The following is a 23039-nucleotide window of genomic DNA, read 5'->3' as shown; positions in this document are numbered from 1 at the left end:
TGAATCCCTCCAAAAAGGGAGAAATAAAACTTGTGAAATTGTAGAAGAAAAACTATATTTGCAACTAACTAACCTAATCTAAAAATTAAATTTAACAATTTATGCCAAAAATCAGAGGAGCTGTTACGGTCAACACCGAGCGATGCAAAGGCTGCAGCCTGTGTGTCGTTGCGTGTCCTAAGCATGTCCTGAGTCTTCAGGAGAAAGAAGTAAACAACCGCGGCTACCATTATGCCTACATGGCTGTGCCCGAAGAGTGCATTGGTTGCCAGAGTTGTGCGTTAGTGTGTCCCGATGCCTGCATCGAGGTATATCGGGTAGTTGAAAAGTAATTGCTTTAAAACATCAAGAAAATGAAAGAAGAAGTGAAACTCATGAAGGGCAATGAGGCCCTGGCCATGGCGGCAATACGCTATGGCGCCGACGGTTACTTTGGCTACCCTATCACCCCGCAAAGCGAGGTGCTTGAGAAACTCGAAGCCGAAATGCCATGGGACACCACTGGCATGGTGGTGCTTCAGGCCGAGAGCGAAGTGGCTGCAATCAACATGGTATATGGCGGTGCCTGCTGCGGCAAGGCAGTGATGACGTCGACCTCGAGCCCAGGCTACAGCCTGATGCAAGAGGGCGTGTCGTTTATGGCCGCCAGCGAGGTGCCGGCACTGCTGGTCAACGTGATGCGCGGCGGCCCGGGACTGGGCACCATACATCCCTCGCAGGCCGACTATTTCCAGGCTACCAAGGGCGGCGGCCACGGCGACTACCACATGATTGTGCTTGCACCCAGCAGCGTGCAGGAGATGACCGACTTTGTGGCACTGGGCTGGGACCTGGCCTTCAAGTACCGCTGCCTGTCGATGATACTGGCCGACGGCCTCATAGGGCAGCTCATGGAAAAAGTGGTGCTGCCCGAGCAACGTCCACGCCGCACCGAGGAGCAGATACGCAAGCAATGCCCCTGGGCAGTGAACGGAGCCAAGGGCCGCAAAAACAACATTGTGACCTCGCTTGAGCTCGACGACGACGTGATGGAAGCCAACAACAACCGCTTCCAGGCCACCTACCGTGAAATTGAGAAAAACGAGAAACGCTGCGAGCTCGTGAACTGCGACGATGCCGAGTACCTGATTGTGGCCTTTGGCAGCCAGGCACGCATCACCATGAAGACCATGGAGATCGCCCGCGAAGAGGGCATCAAGGTGGGACTTGTGCGCCCCATCACCCTGTGGCCTTTCCCCGACGAGCACCTGCGCCGCGCTGCCAGCAATGTGAAAGGCATACTGGTAGTCGAGCTCGACGCCGGACAGATGATCGAAGACGTGAAACTGGCCGTAGACTGCAAGGTGCCCGTTGAGCACTACGGCCGCCTGGGCGGCAATGTGCCCACCCCCGACGAGGTGCTCGACGCATTGAAGCAAAAGTTTAATATTGTGAACAAGTGACACAGGCCGCTCCTGCTTGTTACTTTACAGTTACAACTTAAAAATGACAAATATATGGAAATCAATGATATAATAAAGCCTGAAAATCTTGTTTACAAGAAACCAAAGCTTCTGAACGACCGAAACATGCACTACTGCCCAGGCTGCAGCCACGGCGTGGTGCACAAACTGGTGGCCCAGGTCATCGAGGAAATGGGCGCCGAGGAATATGCAATAGGCGTTTCGCCAGTGGGCTGCGCCGTGTTTGCCTACAACTACATCGACATCGACTGGGTCGAGGCCGCCCACGGCCGTGCCACGGCCATGGCCACAGGCATCAAGCGCCTGCAGCCCGACAAGCTGGTGTTCACCTACCAGGGCGACGGTGACTTTGCCGCCATAGGCACCTGCGAGTCGATACACGCCTGCAACCGCGGCGAGAGCATTGCCATCATCTTCATCAACAATGCTATCTACGGCATGACGGGCGGCCAAATGGCCCCCACCACACTGCTGGGCCAGAAGACGGCCACCTGCCCCTACGGCCGCCGCGCCGACCTCAACGGCTACCCGCTGGCCATCACCCCGCTGCTGGCGCAGCTCGACGGCACACGCTATGTGACACGCCAGGCTGTGCACACAGCCGCTGCAGTACGCAAGGCCAAAGCCGCAATACGCAAGGCTTTTGAAAACAGCATGGAGGGCAAGGGCACATCGGTCGTCGAGATCGTGAGCACCTGCAACACCGGCTGGAAGATGAGCCCGGTCAAGGCCAACGAGTGGATGGTCGAGAACATGTTCAAGAAGTACCCGCTGGGCGACTTGAAAGATGTGGATGCAACAAAATAAACAAGGGAGGACAACAAGATTATGAAAGAAGAAATTATCATTGCAGGTTTCGGTGGACAAGGTGTCCTCTCGATGGGCAAAATACTGGCCTACTCTGGCCTGATGGAAGGCAAAGAAGTGACGTGGATGCCGAGCTACGGGCCCGAGCAGCGAGGCGGCACCGCCAATGTGACGGTGATACTGAGCGACCAGCGCATCTCGTCGCCCATTCTCAACAGCTACGACGCTGTAATCGTGCTCAACCAGCAGAGTCTCGACCGCTTTGAGAGCAAGGTGAAACCCGGCGGCGTGCTCATCTACGACAGCTACGGAATCCACACCCCGCCCAAGCGCACCGACATCAAGGTGTACAAGGTCGATGCCACCGAGGCTTCGTTTGAGATGAAAAACGCCAAGTCGTTCAACATGATTGTGCTGGGCGCCTACTTGAAAGTACGGCCCGTGGTCACGATCGAAAACGTGCTCAAGGGCTTGAAGAAGTCGCTGCCCGAGCGCCACTGGGGCTTGATACCCATGAACGAGGAGGCCCTCAAGAAAGGCATGTCGCTGGTGACGACTTAGTCGCGCACACGCCGCCGCCACGCACCCCACATAGAGAGCGGTGCCCTATTGCGACAGCGGCACAACAGCACACACACACTTGAGCAGGGTGTGTCACGAGAACACGTCTCGATGGCACACCCTGCTTCATTTATATTGCACACAGCCCTCTTGCAAAAAGGGGGCGGCGGTCACTTGAGTATCAACCTGAGACTCTGCATGTAGTTGAAATAGTTCCACATCCAGTTGAGAAGGACAAAAAATTTGTTTTTCACGCCCAGTATCGAGCGCAAATGCACTACCAGCCACAGCAGCCAAGCTAAGGTGCCGCCCAACCTGGCGCTGCCTATCTCGGCAACAGCACGCCTGCGGCCTATGGTGGCCATCGTGCCCAGGTTCTTGTAGACAAACGGCTTCATCTCCTGGCCATTGTCGCTCTTAACAATGTTACTGGCCACATTGGCAGCCTGCTGCAAGGCAACCTGTGCCAGCTGGGGGTGCCCGAGCTTCCAGTCGGGATCACCCTCGACCAGGCTTTGGTCGCCTATGGCAAACACATCGGTCATGCCCTTGACGCGATTGAAACGGTCGCATAGCAGCCGCCCTGCATGGCCAACCGACCCCTCGGGCACGCCCTCGACCACATTGGCCTTGATGCCGCTCACCCACACCACCGTCGACGATTCCAGCGTCTTGCCATTGTCGATATACACCACATTGTCCTTATAGTCGGTCACCCGCCAGCCGTTGCGCACGTGCACTCCCATATTTTTCAACTCGGCCTCGGCCGTGCTCGACGATTTCTCGTCCATCGACTTGAGCAGGCGGTCGCTGGCATTGATGAGATAGATGTGCATCTTGTCGGCAAGGTCGGGATAGTCGCGAGGCACAATGTTGCGCTTCATCTCGGCCAAGGCGCCGGCTATCTCAACGCCCGAAGGGCCGCCGCCCACAATCACCACGTTCATATACTTCTGCCGCCTTGCCATGTCCTCTTCGGTCTCGGCACGCTCCAGGGTCTCAAGGATATGGTTGCGCAGTCTCATGCCGTCGACAACAGTCTTCATGGGGAAAGCATGCTGCTCGGCATTCTTGTTGCCAAAGAAATTGGTAGTGCCGCCCATCGCCAGCACAAGGTAATCGTAGTGTATTGGGCCCACCGATGTGGCAATAGCCTTCTCGCCGGCGTCGATAGCCTTCACCTCGGCCATGCGGAAGTAGAAATGCTTGTATCCCTGAAAAATGCGCCTTATGGGAAAAGAAATGTTGCTCGGTTCAAGGCCTGCCGAAGCCACCTGATAGATGAGTGGCGGAAACTGGTTGTAGTTGTTCTTGTCGACGATCACCACCTGGTAGCCCGAGTTGCGCAGGCTGCGAGCCAGCCTAAGCCCGCCAAGACCGCATCCCACAACGACGACTCGCTTCAAACCATTCTTCTTGATGTTTGCTCTCATAGTCTTTTACTTCCCCTTTTAGAGTTATTTACCCACTGTATGACAAAAAACGTGCCAGTCGCCCATTTCAACCCGCCATTGACTCAATCCACACTGCCATGCCTGGCACACACGCCAGATGTAACAATCTTGTAAAAACCATCACTCGCCTGGCGGCAGGACAATGGCGTTTTCATACCTTTGCAAAAAACAACAACACGTTGTCCCCTCGATGAAAACAGATAATGACAACACTGGCAAAGAAAGCCAAGTCCCAAAGCAAGATAAAGGCATGCCCAAAAGCAATCTCGCCCTCGGCATCGCCCTCGGCTTGCTGGGAGGATGCGCCATAGGCGCCATCTGCGACGACATAGGCACATGGATGTTGATTGGCTTAATGCTTGGCGCAGCCCTTGGCCTCGCCTCCAGCAACGACAGGCAGAAACCCAACAAAACCCAAGAAAAATAGCTGTTTTTGCTCTGATCAAATACATAAAAGCTGTCTGTCATAAAGGTTTATTTCAACCTGTCTTCATAAGCACGGGGAATAGAAATCCCTCTGACTACTCCAAAGCCAACACTTGAGCTTTTACTCAGTCCTATATATTGTCGGGTAAACAGGCGTTAGTAATTACCGTCAAGTCAAAGCCGTAAGATTTTATCCCTTTGCAATAGAGGCCGTAGCGTGGACCGATAGTGAGCTCAGAGGGCGTATTTCACTACAACAAGGGATTAAGGCTTCAGTTGACTTTGCTAAAAAAGCGCATGGGTTGTCTTTCTATTTGCCGATAAGGGCCTCTGCCAACAGGCAGGCGGTGTGGATGGGCGTTGTGGCAGTTTCGGTCCTGTGTATCACCTTGGGCACCATGAGCGATGCAAGAGCAATATGGGTAACAGAAGCCACAATCAGGGTAATGTGCAATTGAAGAGAAGCGCCTAAATTTGCACCGTACAACAAAGACAACAAACCAATGAGAACGATAATCACAGTCCTGGCATTGCTAATGATCATCATGGCTGCCGGGGCACAAAACACAAATGAAATGACACAATTGAAGATGACACAAGAGTGGGACAAGGTGTTCGCCAAGAGTGAGAAGGTGGAGCATGAGAAAGTTTCCTTTCACAACCATTTCGGCCTTGAGCTTGCGGCCGATGTGTACAAACCCAAGCATGCACAGGGGCACCTCGCCGCTGTGGCCGTGTGCGGCCCCTTCGGTGCCGTGAAAGAACAGTCGTCGGGGCTCTATGCTCAGGCTCTCGCCGAGCGTGGATTTCTGGCCATCGCCTTCGACCCGTCGTTTACCGGTGAGAGCAGCGGACAGCCACGCGACGTGTTCTCGCTCGACATCAACACCGAGGACTTCCAGGCAGCCGTCGACTACTTGAGCAACCGCCCCGACGTGGAAGCCAATCGCATTGGCATCGTGGGCATATGCGGTTGGGGCGGCATCGCACTGAATGCCGCTGCTGCCGACCCGCGCATCAAGGCCACGGTAGCCAGCACAATGTATGACATGCCGCGTGTGGGTGCATGGGGCTATTTCGACCAAGGCACTGCCGACGAACGCTACAAAGCCAAGGAGCAGATTGCGGCCCTGCGCACTAAGGAATACACGACAGGCCCAACGCAGCGTGCCGGAGGTTGCATACCCGTGGATCAGCTCACGGGCAAGGAGCCCGACTTCGTGCAGCAATACTCGGCCTACTACAAGACCAAGCGCGGCTACCACCAGCGGTCGGTGAACTCCAATGGCGGATGGATGCTCCAGGCACAGACGGGATGGATGAACAACAACATACTGGCTCATCCCGAAGACCTGCGAAATGCAGTGCTCATCGTTCATGGCGAAAAGGCCCACAGCCGCTATATGGGTGAGGACACATTCAAGAAACTCAAGGGCGACAACAAGCAGATCATCATCGTTGCCGGCGCTACCCACACCGACCTTTACGACCAGATGGATAAAATACCCTTCGACCGTATTGCGGCGTTTTTCAACAAGTACCTCAAATAAAATTGCATCACCTCGATGGCACGAGCATTAGTTGTTCTCCTCCTCTTGGGCCTGGCGCTGCATGCCAATGCTCAACCATTATCAAAACATCAATCAATCATCAATATGGAAAAGAAAACTATCAAACAGGACGCAGGCCGCAAGCAGCTGGGCGACTTCGCGCCAAAATTTGCCGAGCTCAACGACGATGTACTCTTCGGACAGGTGTGGAACCGACAGGACCAACTGTCGCTCCGTGACCGTAGCCTCATCACCGTGGTGGCACTTGTGAGCATGGGCATGACCGACAGCAGCCTGGCCTATCACCTGCAAAACGCCAAGGCCAACGGCATCACGCGGCAAGAGATTGCCGAGGCACTCACCCACATTGCATTCTACGCCGGTTGGCCCAAGGCATGGGCAGCCTTCCGTGAGGCCAAAGAGGTGTGGGCCAGCGATACCGCCGCCCCATGCGACGGCAAAGCACAGTTCCAGCGCGAGATGGTATTTCCCATAGGCGAGCCCAACACGGCCTATGCCAAGTATTTCATCGGGCAGAGCTACCTCGCTCCCATCTCGACCGAGCAGATACCCATACACAACGTCACCTTCGAGCCCGGATGCCGCAACAACTGGCACATCCACCACGCCACCAAGGGCGGCGGTCAGCTCCTCGTGTGTGTGGCCGGCCGTGGCTGGTATCAGGAGTGGGGCAAGCCCGCCCGCCTGCTGCTACCCGGCGACGTGGTGAACATACCTGCCAACGTGAAGCACTGGCATGGTGCCACACGCGACAGCTGGTTTGCGCATCTGGCCATGCCCGTTCCTGGCGATAATGTGAGCAACGAATGGCTCGAGCCAGTGAGCAACGACGAGTACGACCGACTCGAGGTAAAAGAATAGTGCCCTGACACGTGGTCGCTGGCCATTCAACCGACCGGTCCAACGCCTGCACTCCTCAATGAGGGCGATATCTTTTTAGTTGAAACATCTGCTGACATATACCAGCATGCTATCAGCAACCAAGAAGGGTCTATTACTTGTGGGGATTCGAGCTCTCGGCACCCACAAGGATTAGACCCCTTGGCTTTCAGCTTCAACCCCCCAAAAAGGTGAAAGACCCACGTCCTGGCACTAATTATTGGCGCGCCAAATATTGACTGCGTCTGTTCTTTGCTTTCTGTGATTTTCATTACCTTTGCGAGCAAATGCATTCATCACCTGAAACCGAGATTGAATTCATGAAGATACTGGGAAATATCATTTGGCTCGTCTTTGGAGGATTGGGCATCGCAGGGGAGTATTTCGTTTCATCACTCCTGCTGATGATCACCATCATCGGCATACCATTCGGCATAGCCACCCTTCGGTTGGGTATTCTCGCGTTGTGGCCATTTGGCTCACATGTTGTTGACCAGCCGCAGGACGGAGGATGTCTCAGTTTGTTCATGAACATTCTTTGGTTCTTCGTCGGTGGCTTTTGGATTGCCTTGACTCATCTTGGCTCTGGCTTGCTCCTATGCATCACCATTGTCGGCATTCCTTGGGGCAGGATGCACTTCCGGCTGATGCGTCTGGCACTAGCACCATTCGGGAAGGAGATAGTCAACAACGATTTCTAATATAAAGAAAACATAAAACGGAGAAATATGGAAAAAGACGAATTGAAGGAGATATATCTCGCCGGAGGTTGCTTTTGGGGCACCGAGCATTATTTCAAGCAGATTGACGGAGTGGTGGACACAGAGGTAGGCTATGCCAATGGCCGCACAGAAAACCCGACCTACAAAGAGGTGTGCACCGACAAGACCGGCTTTGCCGAGACCGTTCATGTCATGTACGATCCCGCCAAGGTATCGTTGAATTTTTTGCTGGAGATGTTTTTCAAGGCTATCGACCCTACAAGCATCAACCGGCAGGGCCATGACACGGGAACGCAGTACCGCACCGGCGTGTATTACACCGACAAGGATGACGAGACGGTAATCAATGAGGTCTTTGCCGATGAGCAAAAACACATCAACGGGAAGATCGCCGTCGAGAACCTGCCGTTGCGCAACTTCTACAAGGCCGAGGACTACCACCAGAATTATCTCGACAAGAATCCCAACGGCTACTGCCACCTGCCGCAAAGCTTGTTTGAGTTTGCGCGCAAGGCAAGAGACAATCGTGCAAAGACGCAGTAATTTAATGAAACAACAACTTCCCGATTATGATTGACGAAATACTGAAGAACAACCGCCGCTTTGTTGCCGGAAAGGGCTATGAGAAGCATATCACCGATGGCAAGCCGTCGGGCAAAACGCTTATCGTCACCTGCATGGACACCCGCCTGAGTGTGATGCTGCCTGAGGCATTAGGCATCAAGAACGGTGAGGTGAAGATAGTTAAGGTAGCTGGCGGTGTCATCCTCGACGACTACGATGCCGTCATGCGATCGATCATCGTGGGCATCTATGAGCTGGGCATTGAAGAGATCATGCTCATCCACCACACTGATTGCGGCGCCGGGAAGATGACCGGCGTGCACATGAAGCAACTGATATGTGAACGGATCGGTGCTGACAAGGTAGCAGAAGTGGAGCGGCACATCGACCTCAGCCAGTGGCTCGACGGCTTTGGCGACACTGAGAAAAGTGTACGGGCTACAATGCGACGGGTGAAGAACCATGCGCTCGTCCCCGGTAGCATCACTGTACGCGGCTTTATCATCGACTCAACCACAGGAGCACTCACCGAGATAGGCGAATAAGAACAAAGGGATTGCCGCGATTGTCAGCAAAGTGTAAAAATTTTAAGCATTGCGGACAATGATGGCACGATTTGTCACCAATTGTTTATAGGCACGGATATTGCATTGAGCTCAGTGACGTTCAGGAAAGATCCTTGAGAAGGCTGAAAAATTGAGGGAGGGGTAGTGTCGACTATGGCAATTACCATGGCATCTGGTATCTCAAAAATGGGCTATGTTTTTACGTTTACCCAATTAAATCCTTGATATTTTTTGATTGTTTTGTTAATCTAATCAGAACCGACTTAGCTAAATTATCATCTAATGAATTGTATCTATTGATTAAAAAAACCTTCAATACAGAGAAGCTAATAGTCTCACCACAATCCTCAAATATCAGTTCATTTTTATTAAAATGGATTATTGAATTTATAAAATTTGATTTTCTTTTTCCTATTATTTTAAATATATGTCCATTTTGGTCAACATATTTTTGATTATTATAGTATTTTTCAAAGATACTATTATCGCTAGGATAATCCCATAAGTCTCCAATATGGGTTTCTTCCAAATCCTGTGAACTTAAATTACTTAAGGAAATATTAAGTATAGGGAATTGTATTGACATAATTAAAATATTATTATGGGGGTGTATCAAAATTCTGGTTCATGTGGATCATTTATCTTTTGATAGGCCAACCGCTCATCACCGTCGAGCAGATGGATGATGCCACAGTAGTGAAATTCCGCCTTTGCCAACGCTCCTTGCATGGGCTTGTTATCCCGGTGGGTGTCACTGCGGATGTTACCGGTCTTTGTAAAGCAATAATCAAGGATGCTTGCCATGATCCCGTGCTGACCATGCGCACTTGCCACGCGATGAAGGACATAATAAGGGCTGTCGGTGTCAATCCAATGTACATCGTAAATGACAGCGTAGGTGACATCGGGGCCAGGAATGAACGCAAAAGTGGCTATGGCTCTGCCGTCCTCCATCAGCAAGTAGCTGTGACCATTAGCTATGTCATCCTCTATTTGTCCTACTGTCGGGTGACTGTCTCCCCATTGATGCGGATTTCCATTCTCTCGCATGATCCTCCGTCCACTCTCTATGAGGTCGAGGACCACCGGCAGGTCAGAAGCAATGGCCTTTCTGATTATGCGCTCCATTTCACTGAATCAACTCCGGGTATTTCTCCCGCAGTTTGTCCTGCAGATTGGTAAGGTTGTCGAACAGATTCATCTGATAGTCAACGAGGATGAAGACTTCAGATGAAGGCATCTTCACGGCAATGATACCTAACACCTCCCGATAGATAACTGGAAGACGGACGTCACCATAGGCGAAACTCATGGACTCGCCGTTCCGCTTATACTCTTTTATCTCGTTGATAAAACTTTCTTTATTTATTGCCTTCCCAAAATAGTTTTGCAAATATACTGCAAAGCTTTCAATTATCCGAAAAACTTTGTCTGTTTTTGTACTCACTTCCTATCTAGCGCAAGTGCCATAGCTTGAAGTTTGAGAGAAATTTCGCTGATGATATTATTGGTCGATGCACCTTTGACGAATACACATATCGGCCATTTGCTCCCATCGCTAAGCAAGTATATTCCGGCATCACCTATATCAGTCGTTCCATCCTTATTGGTATACCCCGAGCCTGTCTTGTGCAATAGCGCAGCTCCTTCAGGATTAGCAGCAGGCAGCCTATCCATGCCAGTCTCACATTTCATCATCGTTTCCCAGATGAACTGAAGAATCGGCGTGTCTGAATTGTGACTTGAGAACCACTGCAACAACAAGGTCATATCTTTGGGTGTAGCCTTGTTGTATCTACAGCACGAATGATCCTCACGCATTTGCCTTTCAGTCTTTCGGATATGAATCCTCTTAAATCCAAGTTTCCGGATGTATGCTTCTACTGTTTTCGGATCACCACATCGCTTGAATAGAACATCACACGCATTATTGTCGCTGAGCATGAGGGAGTAGCTGAGAAGTTCTGCATAAGTGAATGACTTGGATGTCTGTATGTCTCCCAACTTGGGCGACCATGTGCCCTCTATCAATTCCTCTTTGGTAACTTTGACAGAGTCAGAAAGACGAATATTATTTCTCTGCATCCAGTCTGCCACGAACAATGCTTGAGGAAACTTCATGACACTGTTCATTGGAAAATAATTATTCTCATGGATGCCATAGAATTGTCCGTCCTTTATCAAACAAGCACCATAATCATTTCTTGCAGATACAGATAAAGAAAGTAAAATGAACACCACAAGGAGAACAATTCTCGCCAGAGGCGATTTAGCCTTCATACCCCCCCAAAAAAAAATATGTAATCTGATTTTATTTTCTTCAGCCATTGTAGTTTCAGTTAAACAACCCGCATAAGTTATCAGCAATCTTTTCCAGTCCTTCCTTGTCTTCCTCATTGAATATGTTCAGACCGGTACTGTCAACATCTAACACGGCTACGACCTTGCCATCCTTCTTAATTGGCACGACGATCTCCGAACGGGATTTCGATGAACAAGCGATGTGACCGGGGTATTGCTCCACATCAGGAACGATAATCGTCTCCGCCTTATCCCATGCCGTGCCACATACACCTTTGCCTTTGCCGATGGTGTAGCAGGCAAGCGGTCCTTGGAACGGCCCAAGCTCCAGTTGGCCGTTTCTCACGATGTAGAAACCAACCCAGAAGAAATAAGGCAGCGTGTCATGGAGCAAAGCAGCAATGTTGGACAGTGCACCGACATGATTATCAATGCCATCTATCAAAGATCTGACTTGTGGGATTAACTCTGCATAGAGTTGCTTTCTCTCTATAATATTGGGGTTACTCATACTATCACGTGAATTTTCCGACAAAGGTACAAAAATTTCTTGGATGATAGAGGGTTGTTAGAAGAAATAGTTAAATTTGTAGGCGATTAATATTAAGGTATCTTCATCTAAAAGACAGCTAATATGAAAGAAGGGGGAAAAGCAATGAGCCTGGCCACAGGCATTTCCTTAGGTGCAATGTTCGGTGCAGCCGTTGCTGCTATAGCTAAGAGGGATATAGCCTTAGGTATATCAATAGGAATGCTTTTTGGTATTGCCTTCGGTGAAATTGCTCCGGAACGCAAAGATAAGTCATCAGATGAAGATGCCAAAAGAGACTTAGGAAGCAAGTAACATGGCCAACGAAGCATTACAGTCAGCACTCAAGGCATTACAGGGACAAATTACGATTGCCGAAAACGCTTTGAAACTCTATCGTTCCAAGCTTGATGCCTTGGAGAAATCTAATAGGAAGAACCCCGTCGAATATCAACAGACAATTGACCGTGCCAACTCCCTCCAAGCTCTCATAGATCATTATCGTTCCATCTATGATGAACGTAAGGAGTTGCTGGATACGCCGAAGATTGAAAAGCGGAAGAGAACCAAGCACTGAATAGGCCATGATAGTAGAATCAATTCTTTCTGAGCAAATTGTTCATTGTCAGCCCGGTATGCGTCCATGCCTATCCAGTATTTGGCATTGCCGTTATAGGGCTTGCTTATCCAGTCGTAATGTTCCTCCAATTCCGGAATACTGTCCGGGTCGCACTTGACCGTCACATTGCTCAGATCATTGATGTCGAAATAGCAGAACATGTGGCCCGAGATATAGAATACCAGCACATCCTTGGCATATTTGAAGGCCGTGAAGGGGAATTTCTCCACCACGTCAGTGTCGAGAGAAAGACAATATGACCGCAAATCCTCTACGTTCATCATTTCCCTAATTCTTCTTCCAAAAACTCACACGCATCCGCCACGCACAGCGGACAAGGACGGAGCACCACGTGGGTGTCAACACCTTTCAACTGTCTGCACTGGGTGGCATGATTGCGGTCCTGAAATTTCTGCATGATTGTCCGCATCTGTTTCATCGTCTTTGCCTTGTCCTTGTTGACCAGTCCGAGAACCATGTCTGCGCCAATCAGTGCACCGCATGTGCCCTCCATATTGGTCATTCCGGCAGCAAAGCCGTCGGTCATGCTAATGGCTGTGGCTTCGTCAAGTCCCGTCAGATCACCGTAAGTCGTCAGCACCGACTGGGTGCAATTGAATTTGAAACTCGCTTTCTTCTCTGCTGCAATATCTTTTCTTGATTCCATTGTCATTGTTTGATTAATTCGTCTATCGGATCTTCCCTGACGATCTGTGGTTCTGCTTTCCCTTTCAGCACCATCACTATCTTGCCATTGCGGTAAATATGGAGCTGGCGGGAACGGACGAACGCCGTCAATTCCGGATCGTCTTGTATCGTCTGCCAAATAGGATGATAGATGCCGTCAGCATCCATCAGCTTGTGTCGCAGGTGCGAGCACATGTTGGTTATGTCAATGTCTGCTGTGTTCATTTCTCAAAACTATATTTATCTCTCAACCGCTTGGGCAGTTTACTGAGTACGAGCAGATAGGACTGATTAATAAGGTTCTTCACCATATCACCATCAATCTCATCGAGAAAAACATCATTCCAATGCACCTTATTTAAGTGGTAAGCCGGACGGATGCCGTCATAATGGTCGCGCAGCGTCTGTCCTTGCTCGGGAGGAAGTTTCACGGCGCAGGTCGGTTCCGGGGCATTGAGCCATATATGCAGGAAGATCTTTCCCTCAATACGAAACAACACCCAATCCGCACCATAAGCCTGGTCTTCCGTAGTCCCGGGCAGGGACAACGCATATTCACGAACTTCCTCGATATTCATGATCAGATAATATTATATCAACAAAGGTACATCTTTATATCTACAAGTACGACGATTTGATTGAGAATAATTGTTATGGCATCAGATTTAAGGGCTTTCTCAGCCGTGAAAGATCACCTTTCGATATGCGGTTCTGCAGCTTACTCATTTTTCTATCCTACAGTTGCACTTCAACACCTGCCATGACTGTGGCACGCGGCATGGGGAAGCCGGCGTTGACCTCATAGTGCTGGGCAAGGAGATTCTCGCCATGGACGAAGAATTTCAAGGCACGGCTGACATGCAACGAAGCCGAGAGATCCCACAGCCAGAAATTCTCGGTCGTAGGGTTGTTGTCGGCAGTATGCAGACCATCGATCCATTGCAATCCGCTATGCAGCGTGAAGCGTCCAGGCTGCCAGTCAGTTCCCAAATAAAGCTTATGTTTCGGTGCAGCCGTTAGCGTGCGGCTGGTATGAAGGAAACTGTAGTTGGCATCCAGCTGCAGATGTCGCATGGGCTTGTAAAAGGCAAGGAACTCGAATCCTGAGTTCTCCGTGTTTCCTGTGTTGACATTCAGCGGGCGGCCATCGACCATCTGCGTGGTGATGAGGTTATCGGCATTGAGATAGAAAACGTTGAGGCCATATCCGAGACGGCCGTTGAGGAGCCGCTGGCGCATGGAGAGCTCATAGTTCCACAGGCGTTCCGGCGCAAGGTCGGCATTGGCGGGGCGGAACATATAGAGTTCACGCAGTGTAGGGTTGCGGAAGCCTTTGCCCACGATGGCTTTCAGCTCCATGTTGTGAGGCAGGCGGGCAGTGAGCCCTCCTTGAGGCACCCACTCCGATCCTGACACGCTGTGGTGGTCAAGACGCAGGGCCACGTCGGCGGTAAGCCACGACAGCAGTTCCTGGCGAATGTCGGCATAGCCCGCTACCTCATTGACGGTGCGGTTGGCAAGATCCGTGCGACTGCCGTCGGCAATCGCCTTCTGCCAGGCATGTCCGCCGAAGTGCTGGTAGTCGAAGCCCAGCGTGATGCGAGTGGTGGAGAAAGGAGCAAAGCTCTCATAGGCAGAGACACCACCCATGCGATCATTATGTATGTAGTAGGCGGCCTGTGCCGGACGCGCAGCGGCATGTCCGTCGTTGATATGATGATGTCCCCAGTTGTAGAAGGTACGCACAGCACCCGATACGCGACCGTAGTCGTTGGTGAGCGAGAGTGCTGTCATACCACGGGTGATGAGCATGTCATTGTCGATGAGCGGTGCCGTGATGGGTCCCGGGTTCGACGACTCCTGATAAGCGATGTTTGCGGTGCCATCGATCTGCCAATAGCGCGAGAGGTCGTAGCCGAGTTTGAGAAAACCACTTGTCTGACTGAAGGCTGAGTTTGCACGATGACCGTCGGTGCGCTCATAGTTCAGTGCGGCAATAGACGAAAAGCGGCCTTGTCGCACGCGGTTGGTAGCGGTGCCGATGAAGGTGCCGTAGCTGCCTCCCTGTAGGTTGATGTCGGTCTGCACACCGTTGGACTCCATCCTGCGTGTCACGATGTTCACTACTCCGCCCATGGCATTGCTGCCATAGATGGCAGAAGCCGGACCACCCACGATCTCCACGCGGTCGGCCATCATCGTTTGATAGGTATCGGCAAGCGGATGCCCATAGAGTCCGGCATACTGTGGCAGCCCGTCGATGAGCACGAGCAGGTCTGCCGAACCACCGACACCCCTCATCTTGATGGTCCCTGCCGCACCAGTGCTAAGCCCATAACCGAGGATGCCGCGAGTAGTGACGAAGAGTCCCGGCACTTGCTGGCTCAAAGTAGGGAGCACTGATGGCTGATAGGATGCTGTGAGCTGGGAATGGCCGATAACCGAGACGTCGAGAGGCAGATGGCGGATGTCGGAACGATAGCGCGTACCGGTGACCACCACATCGCTCAGACGCACTGAGTCGGTTTGGGCAAACAGCGTGCTGGCCGCACCCATGAGTGCGGTTGCCAAGAGTATTTGTTTTATCATAAAAGATAATTTTTGAGTAATGCCTCTTGAACAGAGGACAAGAGTCTAATTGATCTATTTGTCGATGTTGACAATTGTGTATTTCTTCGAGCCCAGTCCTATCTTCTCAGCCCAGTCGATGGTGTGAGTGCCGTGCTGCTTGTCGATGCGCTTAAGCAGGTCGGTAGGATCGTTCTTCGCCGTAACTTTCTGGTTGTTGATGATGTCGACACAGGCCTGGTCGAGGGCCACGGGGTCGGTGCTGGCGAGGATGCCATAATCTTCCAACTTCACGGGAGCAGGATGGTCTACACAGTCGCAGTCGATGCTCATATTGTTCATCACGCTGATATAGATGATACCATTCTCCTTCTGAAAATAGTTTACCACGGCCTGAGCGGCAGCAGCCATGCTCTCCAAGAAACCGTCCTGGTCGCCGATGTACTTCGGGGTCCACAGTGAGTCCATATTGAGTTTGTTCATCTTACCAGCCGAATGGATGTAAGCCTTTCCGTTGGATGAGGCGCAGCCTATGGAGAGGTTCTTAAGTGCCCCGCCGTAGCCACCCATGGGATGACCCTTGAAATGGTTGAGACAGATCATGAAGTCGTAGTTGGCAAGATGTCCGCCCACGATATCGTAGTTCAGATGGGTATGGTCGCGCACGGGGATGCGTATCTCATCGTATTCGTCCATGATATCGACGGGAAAATACTTGGTAAAGCCATGGCGGTCGATGACCTTCCAGTGATTGGCAGAGTTATTGCGCACGTCGTTAGGATCACCACCATAGGCGGTGTTGTTCTCTACTATAGTACCGTCAACGTCATAGACAAGATCCTTGATGAGCTCGGGCTTGAGATAGTTGGGGTTGCTGCCCTCGCCGGTGCTTATTTTCACGGCCACACGTCCCTGGGCTTTCACGCCTAATGCCTTGTAGATACGGACGAGCGAGGCGGGAGAGATCTCGCGTGTAAGAAAAACCTTGGACTGAGCCCAAGCCGTTGTGCCCATAACAAGCAGTGCGGCTACCGCAAGGTAACGGAGATGGAAATGTTTCATAATCAAAAACTGTTATAGTTGTTACATATTGCAAAGATATGTGTTTTTTCTCAATACCGGTTTATACAAAATATCGCTTTTCTTACCTTTCTTGCTGTTTTTCTCTCGTGTGTAACCCAACCTCAAAATAGGGGGCTATTGGACGGTGTTGATATGAAAGGCGTAATCCTGCATCTGTCGGGCTCCATGCATTAGCGATTACGCTCAACCCACTTCAGCAAGTCACCCTTCGATGTGTGGTTCAGCAGCTTACCTTCTTTCCAGTTTATTTCAGGATAGGCTGCTTCTAAATCGGCACAGGCTTTCTTGATGCTGCTTCCACCGGAAGTGGCAAAGGGGATTACTGTCTTGCCCTTGAAGTCATAAGTCTCCAGAAACGTGTTGATGATGGTCGGCGCGGTGTACCACCAGATAGGGAAACCGACATACACTACGTTATACTCATGCATATTCTGCAGCTTGCCGGTGATGGCTGGCCGCGAATGCTTGTCCTGCATCTCTACCGACGAACGACTTTGCTTGTCATTCCAGTCCAGGTCCGCATCCGTATAGGGCTGTTCCGGCTTGATTTCATACAGGTCAGCCCCAGCCACTTCTGCCAGTTGCCGGGCTGCGGCCTTGGTCGTACCCGTAGCAGAGAAATAGGCTACCAATACTTTCTGTTCCATTTTTGTATCTGTTTTCTTTTGGGAGCAGGCACTCAGACTGATGGTCAGCAGTGCCAAGAGCGTTAACACAATCTTCTTCATACTCATTTTCTATTTCAATGTCTCACCATAAGCCTTACCCATCTTCACGCAGTCGCCAATGATGTCGCCTGTGCGCAGATACTTGTAGGTAGGCATTTCGAAGAGTACTGGCTTCAGCTTTGAATAGTCGGGCTTGCCCTTCTCGTCAAGTTTGTCCTCATCGACGTAGGTATTGAGGATGTTGCAAATGTAGTTCTTGAAGCCGTCTATCTCATAGGTATCCACGACCTCACACTCCATCACCAAGGGTGACTGCTCAATAACGGGCATGCCTGCCTCGCCAACATGATAGGGGAAGATATCCGACTTGTCCACTTTTGCCCCGCTGACCGTACCTGTGTAGTCGGCTGCGGCAACGAATGTCTCGTCGATGATATTGACAGATAACTTGTGCTGCTCATAAATTGCTTTCACACTGTGGTGTGACGAGTGGACACTTAACAGTAGTTTCGAGTGACTGACAATGCCGATGTGTGCTATGAGCATCCAGTTTACCTTCCCATCTGCTCCGACAGTTCCTACAACTGTGGCTGGCGTGGGATAGAGTGCCAGTTTCTGCCCGATATTCTTTTTCATAATCTTAAATGTATGGCTGTATGGCAAAGCCGCTGTTTCATCCAAAAGGGTGCTCGGACTTTGTGAAATGAATGTTGATGGCGGCACCTAATGTCCACCATAAGTTATCTTACGATTTTCTTGCCATCCTTGATGACGATGCCTTTGTAGCTGGCAGGTGCGGGTGCACCACTCAGCATATATGCAAGAGATTCTGACCCTGCGGTGTTCTGGCGATTGTTGCTTACATCGCTGATGCCTGTCGCAGCCGAAGTGAGCGAAAGGGTGACGGTAATGTTGCTTTCACCAGCTTTCAGGAATGTGCGCAGCTGGCTTTCCGACAGGCCTTCAATCTTGCCCAGACGGGTGTAACTCCATGAGTTTGAGCCATAGAAAAGGCAGATGTTACTGCCGTTGTAGAGGACGACGTCTCCTGGTTGTGCCATCATCTGCTGATTGCTCGTCGGGAGCGAGAAACCAAGCGGCCCCCATATTTCAAAGCCGCCACTGGAGTTGAGTGTAACTGTGACAGCGCCGTTGTGTAGCCTTGTCACGAGTTCCTGCGTGGCCGCATTATTGGCAAGGACCACACTTTGAGTCTGTCCTGCGATGGTAATATACATTTTCATATCGTTTTCAGTCTGCAATGTCTCAGCCTGCGTTCCACCGTCGGAAGAGCAGGCGACGAAGAGCATTGTCAAAAGTGTCAGTATATATTTTTTCATACACACGCTCATTTAAAATTCTTAAGGAAGAACAGTGCCATCTTGTCGTAGGGGGATGATACCTGCCACGTCGTCGTAGAGGTCAACGTGCGAAGCTCCGAGGTTGACGTAGAGCTCCTTGGCGCCCTGTCGCTCAACGACGTGACGCACCCTCGTGGCTCTGATGATGGGCTGCATGCCTTTGGCAATGGCCCAGGTGCCTAATGCAATCTTTGTCATATTATGATATTTGTTTGTTTCCGGTTGCAAAGTTACGAGTCTCCTGGCAGTTGGTTGTTACCCAGAATAAGGCAGCTATAACCCTTATTGCTGAAATCGTGTCTACACGCCTGCGTGAACAGAATATCTCAACTAAGTGTGTGCGTGTGTAAATATAAATTCAGACAGATATGAGCATCAGCAGGTGCATCTTCTCCAAATCCGGTTTGGCGACCATCGTCTCAGTCGTTGCGAAAGCTACGATGAAGTCGCGATTGGCATCGAGCCATATATGCAGGAAGATCTTTCCCTCAATACGAAACAGTACCCAATCCTCACCATAAGCCTAATCTTCTGTAGTCCCCGGCAGGATCAACGCATATTCACGAACTTCCTCGATATTCATCAGCCTGCTTTATTTGATTTTTTTCAAATTATTCTAAAATTGTTGCTACAATCTGCCTGCTGCCTCCGTCGTTGCGGAACTCGCCGAGGTAGATACCCTGCCAAGTGCCAAGATTGAGCCGTCCGTCGGTGATGGGAATGTTGATGCTCACACCCGTGATGATGCACTTGGCGTGTGCGGGCATATCGTCACTTCCCTCAAGTGTGTGCTGGTAGTAGGGTGCATTCTCTGGAATAAGCCTGTCATAAATGCTTTCCATATCTTCACGCACCGACGGATCCCAGTTCTCACAAATGCTCAGTGCACAGCTGGTGTGCTGCACAAAGAGGTTGAGCAGTCCCGTCACTGGCAACTGCGGCAGCTGCCGGAGCACTTCGTCCGTTATCAGATGAAAGCCACGTCGGCGGGGCTTCAATGTAAATTTCACCTGCACCGCCATCAGAACCTTATCTCTTTCGTCGGAGCAGAGAACGAGCAGAACTGCGCCACACCGTCAGTGATATAAAGCACAGCCGTATTGTCGTCGTCGGCAGAGTACATTCTCTTCAGTTCCGGATTCTTGTCAAGTACATAGGCCTTTGCCTCGCGGCTGTCGTCGTTGACGAGCTTGCCGCTGATGCGAATCCACTCCGCGCCCGACGGCTTCACGGCAGTGATCTCAAACTTCGGGTTGGTCATCATCTGCTTGAACACCTTTTTCTTCTTACCCGTCTGGATGTAGAGCTTGCCGTTAAGCACCTCGGCCACGCCGAACGGGCGGACACGAGGCTGGTCGCCATCCTGAGTTGCAATGTAAAACACACCACACTCATGGAGATAGTCTCTCACTTCCTGCACGGCGCTCTTCGTCTGTGCGTTTACTGCCATTGCAGCCAATAGCATGAAAAATAGCAACAGTTTTCTCATCATAATATTCATTCTCACATAAAAGCGGATAACCTCATATCTGGCTACAAAAATACGCTTTTTTGCAGACAGTATGCCATTTTGAGGGTTCAGAATCTACATTGCATATTTCTTTCGGTGCCTTATGATGGCACCCATGTTTTCCAACGACCAATCCACCAATTGGTTGAGTAGCGGGATGAGCGTCAATCCGCGCTTTGTCAGTTTGTATTCCACACGCGGCGGCACCTCGGGAAAGATGGTCCGCGACACAAGATCGTCTGCCTCCAGATTACGCAACGTTGCAGTGAGCATCTTCTGTGACACATCGGGTATAGCCTTGCCAATCTCGCTGAAGCGCATGGCTTCTGCTTTATCATGCAGGGCAAGCAGCACAAGCAATGACCAGCGGTCACCGATACGAGAAAGTACGTTTCTGACCGGACATTGGGAAAATAACGGGTCGACTACCTGATTTCTGATCATCTTCTTCATTTCTTATAAACGTGCAAATACCGTCACAGGCAAGCAATTCTTGTCCATGACGGTAGAGAGTGTTGATATGCTTCCTCAGTTTACCATTTCACCTGGTCATTCAGGATAACGCCATCGGCAGCATCGTCCTGCGTGAAAGGCGTCTCACGGTACTGCACGCAGAGCACCACCATCGGCTCAGTGCCGTTGTTGTGAATGGTGCGTTTGCCCTTTGGAGAGACGCGCACCACACTGCCTTCCTGCAAAGGAATGTTCTCGCCGTCAACCTGATATTCTCCTTTGCCGCTGAGAACGAAATAGAGTTCTTCGTGGGTTTTATGCGTGTGATAGAAACCGCCTTCCTGACCAGGAGCGTAAATCTGAAAAGAGAACTCAGCGCCTTTGGTGCCGAGAGCCTGTCCGCCAAACACCTTGCCGGGAATCTTTATATCGCCCATAGACAAGACATAGTCACCCAACTCGTTCAACTTACCGAAATCTACTGCACTGAAGTTCTTGCCTTCAGCAATTTTTTTAACCTCTTTCATAATGTTCAAATATGTGTTACTTACTTACTTTTATTTCGTTTACGGTTGCAAAGTTACCTACTGTTTCTAATTCCTGCAAGAAGGCACTTGAAAGTAAGACACTTACCCCGAGGTAACCATTGCTGATACAGTGCAAGTTACAAACCCTACCATTAAGATTGTTTAGCTCTTTTCGTTCTCACAACTCCACCGGCGCAATTCGCCTCTTCAACCCCGCCACGTGCTTCTTCTGTGCTTCCCCAATGTCCTTCTCGCTGCCAGTGAGGTCGGCGACAAGGCGAGAACTGGGCAGCACGGTTATACCTGCTCATGCGTGCCACTTTGCTCAAACGACAAACCACAGCAACTATCGCATAATTGCTGATACAGTGCAAGTTACAAACTCTACCATTAAGATTGTTTAGCTCTTTTAGTTCTCACAGCTCCACCGGCGCAATGCGCCTCTTCACCCCCGCCACGTGCTTCTTCTGTGCCTCCCCAATAGCCTTCTCGCAGCCAGTGAGATCGGCGACAGGGCGAGAACTGGGCGGCACGGTTATACATGCCCATGCGTGCCACTTTGCTCAGACGACAAACCACAGCAACTATCGCATAGAAGCAACCTTGTTGTAAGTGACGTTGCGCTCGTCACCCTAATTTATATAATGCAATAATGAGTCCACTTAAAAATAGAGAGATTATTGATTTTCCGATTGTACCCCGATATTACGTTTTGTTATTCCTCGTATAAAAGCAGTATTGGAAAAATGCCAATGACCCTGAAGACCCATATTCAATAACGAAGTGCAAAATTTCGTTCTGAATGGCCCTACACACATTTTTGTCGTTCACGACTTAATGGCGGATTGGGGATGGGGCTTCACATGCCCCCAGCCCATCCCCAATCCGTTGTTAAGTCGCGCAAAATGTAACTTTTAAATAGCAATACAAAAAAAGGAGACCGAAGTCTCCCCGAGATTAACCAACTTTGTATTGCTATATGTATTATCAATTAACCTCGCAGCAAAGGTCGCAAATTTTCGCCTTACTGCAAAGAAGGACTCCGAGAAAAGTTATCGCCTCGATAGTGGGGTGCAGTCAATCAACACTCAGCCGCGAAATAAAGCGCAACTCGACAGAAAAGGGCAACTACCTATGGTCCAAGGCCCACGATATGGCAATGGCACGCAGGAAAAGGTCTACTTCCAACCGAGCAAAGGATCCGGCTATCGTTTGGGAAGCCCTTGAGCTGCTCAAGGAAGAGGATTGGTCTCCCGAACAGATCTCTGCCGACATGAGACGCAGGGGGAAGCCCATATCCCATGAACTAATTTATCGACATATAAGGGATGATGAAAGCGGATTGCTGGCCTCGCACTGCAGGCACAAAATGAAATACAACCGACACGGACGCCCCGACCGTACTACCAAAGTAAAGAACATACCCGAGTGGGTGAACAAGCAAGAGCCTCCTTTTTCATAGAATTTTATTATATTTGCACCAAATTACAATCAATTATAGCATCATGGAAATCTGAATCGTATAAAAGTAGTTCTCGTTGAGAAAGGGAAAACTGGCAAATGGCTTGCTGGAGAGGTTGGCAAAACACCTTGTACTGTAAGCAAATGGTGCAGTAATAGTATTACCAGACTTGCAAACTTAAGATAAAATCGCAAAGCCCCTTGACGTTGACGTGAAGGATCTTCTAAACTCAACAAAGTAACAATCGATAATTCTTTC

The 23039-nt window shown here is 50.4% G+C and carries 32 protein-coding genes and 2 pseudogenes; 13 read left to right on the top strand and 21 right to left on the bottom strand.

The genetic code is table 11. From position 1 onward, the window contains the following. The first annotated feature begins 101 nt into the window (after positions 1-101). From GF423_RS12100 to GF423_RS12085, 4 genes are read left to right on the top strand one after another with little or no spacing between them, the layout of a single operon-like run. Positions 102-332, top strand: a complete 231-nt coding sequence (locus GF423_RS12100) for a 4Fe-4S dicluster domain-containing protein (RefSeq protein WP_154328601.1) — start codon at positions 102-104, stop codon at positions 330-332. Positions 333-353: 21 nt separating this feature from the next. After that, a complete protein-coding gene (locus GF423_RS12095) occupies positions 354-1442 on the top strand; it encodes a 3-methyl-2-oxobutanoate dehydrogenase subunit VorB (protein ID WP_154328600.1) in 1089 nt (362 codons plus the stop codon). 54 nt (positions 1443-1496) lie between these two features. Beyond that, positions 1497-2270 (top strand): thiamine pyrophosphate-dependent enzyme, encoded by a 774-nt coding sequence (locus tag GF423_RS12090; protein ID WP_154328599.1) that lies wholly within the window; start codon positions 1497-1499, stop codon positions 2268-2270. Positions 2271-2291: 21 nt separating this feature from the next. Next, complete coding sequence (locus tag GF423_RS12085) at positions 2292-2831, top strand: 2-oxoacid:ferredoxin oxidoreductase subunit gamma family protein (RefSeq protein WP_154328598.1); 540 nt, start codon at positions 2292-2294, stop codon at positions 2829-2831. A 170-nt stretch (positions 2832-3001) separates the two neighbouring features. Here GF423_RS12085 and GF423_RS12080 read toward each other — a convergent pair whose 3' ends face one another. Further along, a complete protein-coding gene (locus tag GF423_RS12080; RefSeq protein WP_154328597.1) occupies positions 3002-4264 on the bottom strand; it encodes an NAD(P)/FAD-dependent oxidoreductase in 1263 nt (420 codons plus the stop codon). A gap of 211 nt (positions 4265-4475) precedes the next feature. On the opposite strand from GF423_RS12080, the gene GF423_RS12075 reads away from it, so the two are divergent. Next, the gene (locus tag GF423_RS12075) at positions 4476-4712 is read left to right on the top strand and encodes a glycine zipper domain-containing protein (RefSeq protein ID WP_154328596.1); all 237 of its coding nucleotides are present in this window, start codon (positions 4476-4478) and stop codon (positions 4710-4712) included. A gap of 309 nt (positions 4713-5021) precedes the next feature. Here GF423_RS12075 and GF423_RS12070 read toward each other — a convergent pair whose 3' ends face one another. Beyond that, positions 5022-5258 (bottom strand): hypothetical protein, encoded by a 237-nt coding sequence (locus GF423_RS12070; RefSeq protein WP_154328595.1) that lies wholly within the window; start codon positions 5256-5258, stop codon positions 5022-5024. On the opposite strand from GF423_RS12070, the gene GF423_RS12065 reads away from it, so the two are divergent. The 5 genes from GF423_RS12065 (at position 5248) to GF423_RS12045 (ending at position 8992) form a co-directional block, all read left to right on the top strand. After that, positions 5248-6261 (top strand): alpha/beta hydrolase, encoded by a 1014-nt coding sequence (locus GF423_RS12065; protein ID WP_235911681.1) that lies wholly within the window; start codon positions 5248-5250, stop codon positions 6259-6261. The two genes, GF423_RS12070 and GF423_RS12065, sit on opposite strands and share 11 nt — an antisense overlap. Before the next feature lie 105 nt (positions 6262-6366). Further along, on the top strand, positions 6367-7143 hold the full coding sequence (locus GF423_RS12060) for a carboxymuconolactone decarboxylase family protein (RefSeq protein WP_154328593.1): 777 nt from the start codon (positions 6367-6369) through the stop codon (positions 7141-7143). Between the two features lie 338 nt (positions 7144-7481). Next, positions 7482-7862, top strand: coding sequence for a YccF domain-containing protein (locus GF423_RS12055; RefSeq protein WP_154328592.1), 381 nt, complete (start codon positions 7482-7484; stop codon positions 7860-7862). Positions 7863-7889: 27 nt separating this feature from the next. Continuing rightward, on the top strand, positions 7890-8426 hold the full coding sequence (msrA, locus tag GF423_RS12050; protein ID WP_154328591.1) for a peptide-methionine (S)-S-oxide reductase MsrA: 537 nt from the start codon (positions 7890-7892) through the stop codon (positions 8424-8426). 26 nt (positions 8427-8452) lie between these two features. Beyond that, a complete protein-coding gene (locus tag GF423_RS12045; RefSeq protein WP_154328590.1) occupies positions 8453-8992 on the top strand; it encodes a beta-class carbonic anhydrase in 540 nt (179 codons plus the stop codon). Between the two features lie 226 nt (positions 8993-9218). On the opposite strand, the gene GF423_RS12040 is transcribed toward GF423_RS12045, so the two are convergent. Genes GF423_RS12040 through GF423_RS12020 form a run of 5 tightly spaced genes read right to left on the bottom strand, consistent with a single transcriptional unit; the run spans position 9219 to position 11825 of the window. Continuing rightward, positions 9219-9599 carry a hypothetical protein gene (locus GF423_RS12040; RefSeq protein WP_154328589.1) on the bottom strand — a complete coding sequence of 127 codons (381 nt, stop codon included), beginning with the start codon at positions 9597-9599 and terminating at the stop codon, positions 9219-9221. A gap of 26 nt (positions 9600-9625) precedes the next feature. Further along, positions 9626-10141 (bottom strand): GNAT family N-acetyltransferase, encoded by a 516-nt coding sequence (locus GF423_RS12035; RefSeq protein WP_154328588.1) that lies wholly within the window; start codon positions 10139-10141, stop codon positions 9626-9628. 1 nt (position 10142) lies between these two features. Beyond that, complete coding sequence (locus tag GF423_RS12030) at positions 10143-10460, bottom strand: hypothetical protein (protein WP_154328587.1); 318 nt, start codon at positions 10458-10460, stop codon at positions 10143-10145. Further along, complete coding sequence (locus GF423_RS12025) at positions 10457-11341, bottom strand: serine hydrolase (RefSeq protein ID WP_206113257.1); 885 nt, start codon at positions 11339-11341, stop codon at positions 10457-10459. Before GF423_RS12025 ends, GF423_RS12030 begins: the two co-directional genes overlap by 4 nt. Before the next feature lie 7 nt (positions 11342-11348). Then, positions 11349-11825, bottom strand: coding sequence for a free L-methionine (R)-S-oxide reductase MsrC (locus GF423_RS12020; protein WP_154538248.1), 477 nt, complete (start codon positions 11823-11825; stop codon positions 11349-11351). Between the two features lie 123 nt (positions 11826-11948). Between GF423_RS12020 and GF423_RS12015 the strand changes: the two genes are divergently transcribed. Then, a complete protein-coding gene (locus GF423_RS12015) occupies positions 11949-12158 on the top strand; it encodes a glycine zipper domain-containing protein (protein WP_154328585.1) in 210 nt (69 codons plus the stop codon). A 195-nt stretch (positions 12159-12353) separates the two neighbouring features. On the opposite strand, the gene GF423_RS12010 is transcribed toward GF423_RS12015, so the two are convergent. From GF423_RS12010 to GF423_RS11945, 14 genes are all read right to left on the bottom strand, one after another. After that, positions 12354-12746 (bottom strand): MmcQ/YjbR family DNA-binding protein, encoded by a 393-nt coding sequence (locus GF423_RS12010; protein WP_235911670.1) that lies wholly within the window; start codon positions 12744-12746, stop codon positions 12354-12356. Beyond that, complete coding sequence (locus tag GF423_RS12005) at positions 12743-13129, bottom strand: C-GCAxxG-C-C family protein (RefSeq protein ID WP_154328584.1); 387 nt, start codon at positions 13127-13129, stop codon at positions 12743-12745. Before GF423_RS12005 ends, GF423_RS12010 begins: the two co-directional genes overlap by 4 nt. 2 nt (positions 13130-13131) lie before the next feature. Continuing rightward, positions 13132-13374: a hypothetical protein gene (locus tag GF423_RS12000; protein WP_154328583.1), complete on the bottom strand. Its 243-nt coding sequence runs from the start codon at positions 13372-13374 to the stop codon at positions 13132-13134. Continuing rightward, positions 13371-13727, bottom strand: a complete 357-nt coding sequence (locus GF423_RS11995; protein WP_154328582.1) for an MmcQ/YjbR family DNA-binding protein — start codon at positions 13725-13727, stop codon at positions 13371-13373. The genes GF423_RS12000 and GF423_RS11995 overlap by 4 nt, the downstream gene beginning before the upstream one ends. 157 nt (positions 13728-13884) lie before the next feature. Then, positions 13885-15738 carry a TonB-dependent receptor plug domain-containing protein gene (locus GF423_RS11990; RefSeq protein ID WP_154328581.1) on the bottom strand — a complete coding sequence of 618 codons (1854 nt, stop codon included), beginning with the start codon at positions 15736-15738 and terminating at the stop codon, positions 13885-13887. 54 nt (positions 15739-15792) lie between these two features. After that, on the bottom strand, positions 15793-16779 hold the full coding sequence (locus GF423_RS11985) for a DUF362 domain-containing protein (RefSeq protein ID WP_154328580.1): 987 nt from the start codon (positions 16777-16779) through the stop codon (positions 15793-15795). A gap of 191 nt (positions 16780-16970) precedes the next feature. Then, complete coding sequence (locus GF423_RS11980) at positions 16971-17528, bottom strand: flavodoxin (protein ID WP_154328579.1); 558 nt, start codon at positions 17526-17528, stop codon at positions 16971-16973. 9 nt (positions 17529-17537) lie between these two features. Continuing rightward, complete coding sequence (locus GF423_RS11975; protein WP_154328578.1) at positions 17538-18104, bottom strand: flavin reductase family protein; 567 nt, start codon at positions 18102-18104, stop codon at positions 17538-17540. A gap of 104 nt (positions 18105-18208) precedes the next feature. Beyond that, on the bottom strand, positions 18209-18712 hold the full coding sequence (locus tag GF423_RS11970) for a cyclophilin-like fold protein (protein WP_154328577.1): 504 nt from the start codon (positions 18710-18712) through the stop codon (positions 18209-18211). Positions 18713-18829: 117 nt separating this feature from the next. Further along, positions 18830-19027 carry a hypothetical protein gene (locus GF423_RS11965; protein WP_154328576.1) on the bottom strand — a complete coding sequence of 66 codons (198 nt, stop codon included), beginning with the start codon at positions 19025-19027 and terminating at the stop codon, positions 18830-18832. A gap of 413 nt (positions 19028-19440) precedes the next feature. Beyond that, complete coding sequence (locus tag GF423_RS11960) at positions 19441-19851, bottom strand: secondary thiamine-phosphate synthase enzyme YjbQ (protein ID WP_154328575.1); 411 nt, start codon at positions 19849-19851, stop codon at positions 19441-19443. Beyond that, positions 19851-20279, bottom strand: coding sequence for a pyridoxamine 5'-phosphate oxidase family protein (locus GF423_RS11955; protein WP_154538250.1), 429 nt, complete (start codon positions 20277-20279; stop codon positions 19851-19853). The genes GF423_RS11960 and GF423_RS11955 overlap by 1 nt, the downstream gene beginning before the upstream one ends. Positions 20280-20414: 135 nt before the next feature. Next, the gene (locus tag GF423_RS11950) at positions 20415-20783 is read right to left on the bottom strand and encodes a winged helix-turn-helix transcriptional regulator (RefSeq protein WP_154329052.1); all 369 of its coding nucleotides are present in this window, start codon (positions 20781-20783) and stop codon (positions 20415-20417) included. Positions 20784-20872: 89 nt separating this feature from the next. Further along, positions 20873-21319 carry a cupin domain-containing protein gene (locus GF423_RS11945; RefSeq protein WP_154328574.1) on the bottom strand — a complete coding sequence of 149 codons (447 nt, stop codon included), beginning with the start codon at positions 21317-21319 and terminating at the stop codon, positions 20873-20875. Between the two features lie 979 nt (positions 21320-22298). On the opposite strand from GF423_RS11945, the pseudogene GF423_RS14380 reads away from it, so the two are divergent. Together GF423_RS14380 and GF423_RS14375 are read left to right on the top strand one after the other, a co-directional pair. Next, positions 22299-22418: pseudogene (locus GF423_RS14380) on the top strand (helix-turn-helix domain-containing protein); the annotation flags it as partial. A 414-nt stretch (positions 22419-22832) separates the two neighbouring features. Then, positions 22833-22959: pseudogene (locus GF423_RS14375) on the top strand (transcriptional regulator); the annotation flags it as partial. Positions 22960-23039: the final 80 nt, after the last annotated feature.

Source organism: Sodaliphilus pleomorphus (genome assembly GCF_009676955.1).
In the GTDB taxonomy this organism is placed as follows: Bacteria; Bacteroidota; Bacteroidia; order Bacteroidales; family Muribaculaceae; genus Sodaliphilus; species Sodaliphilus pleomorphus.
Note: the sequence above shows the minus strand (reverse complement) of the source record. Positions and strands in the feature narration are given on the sequence as shown.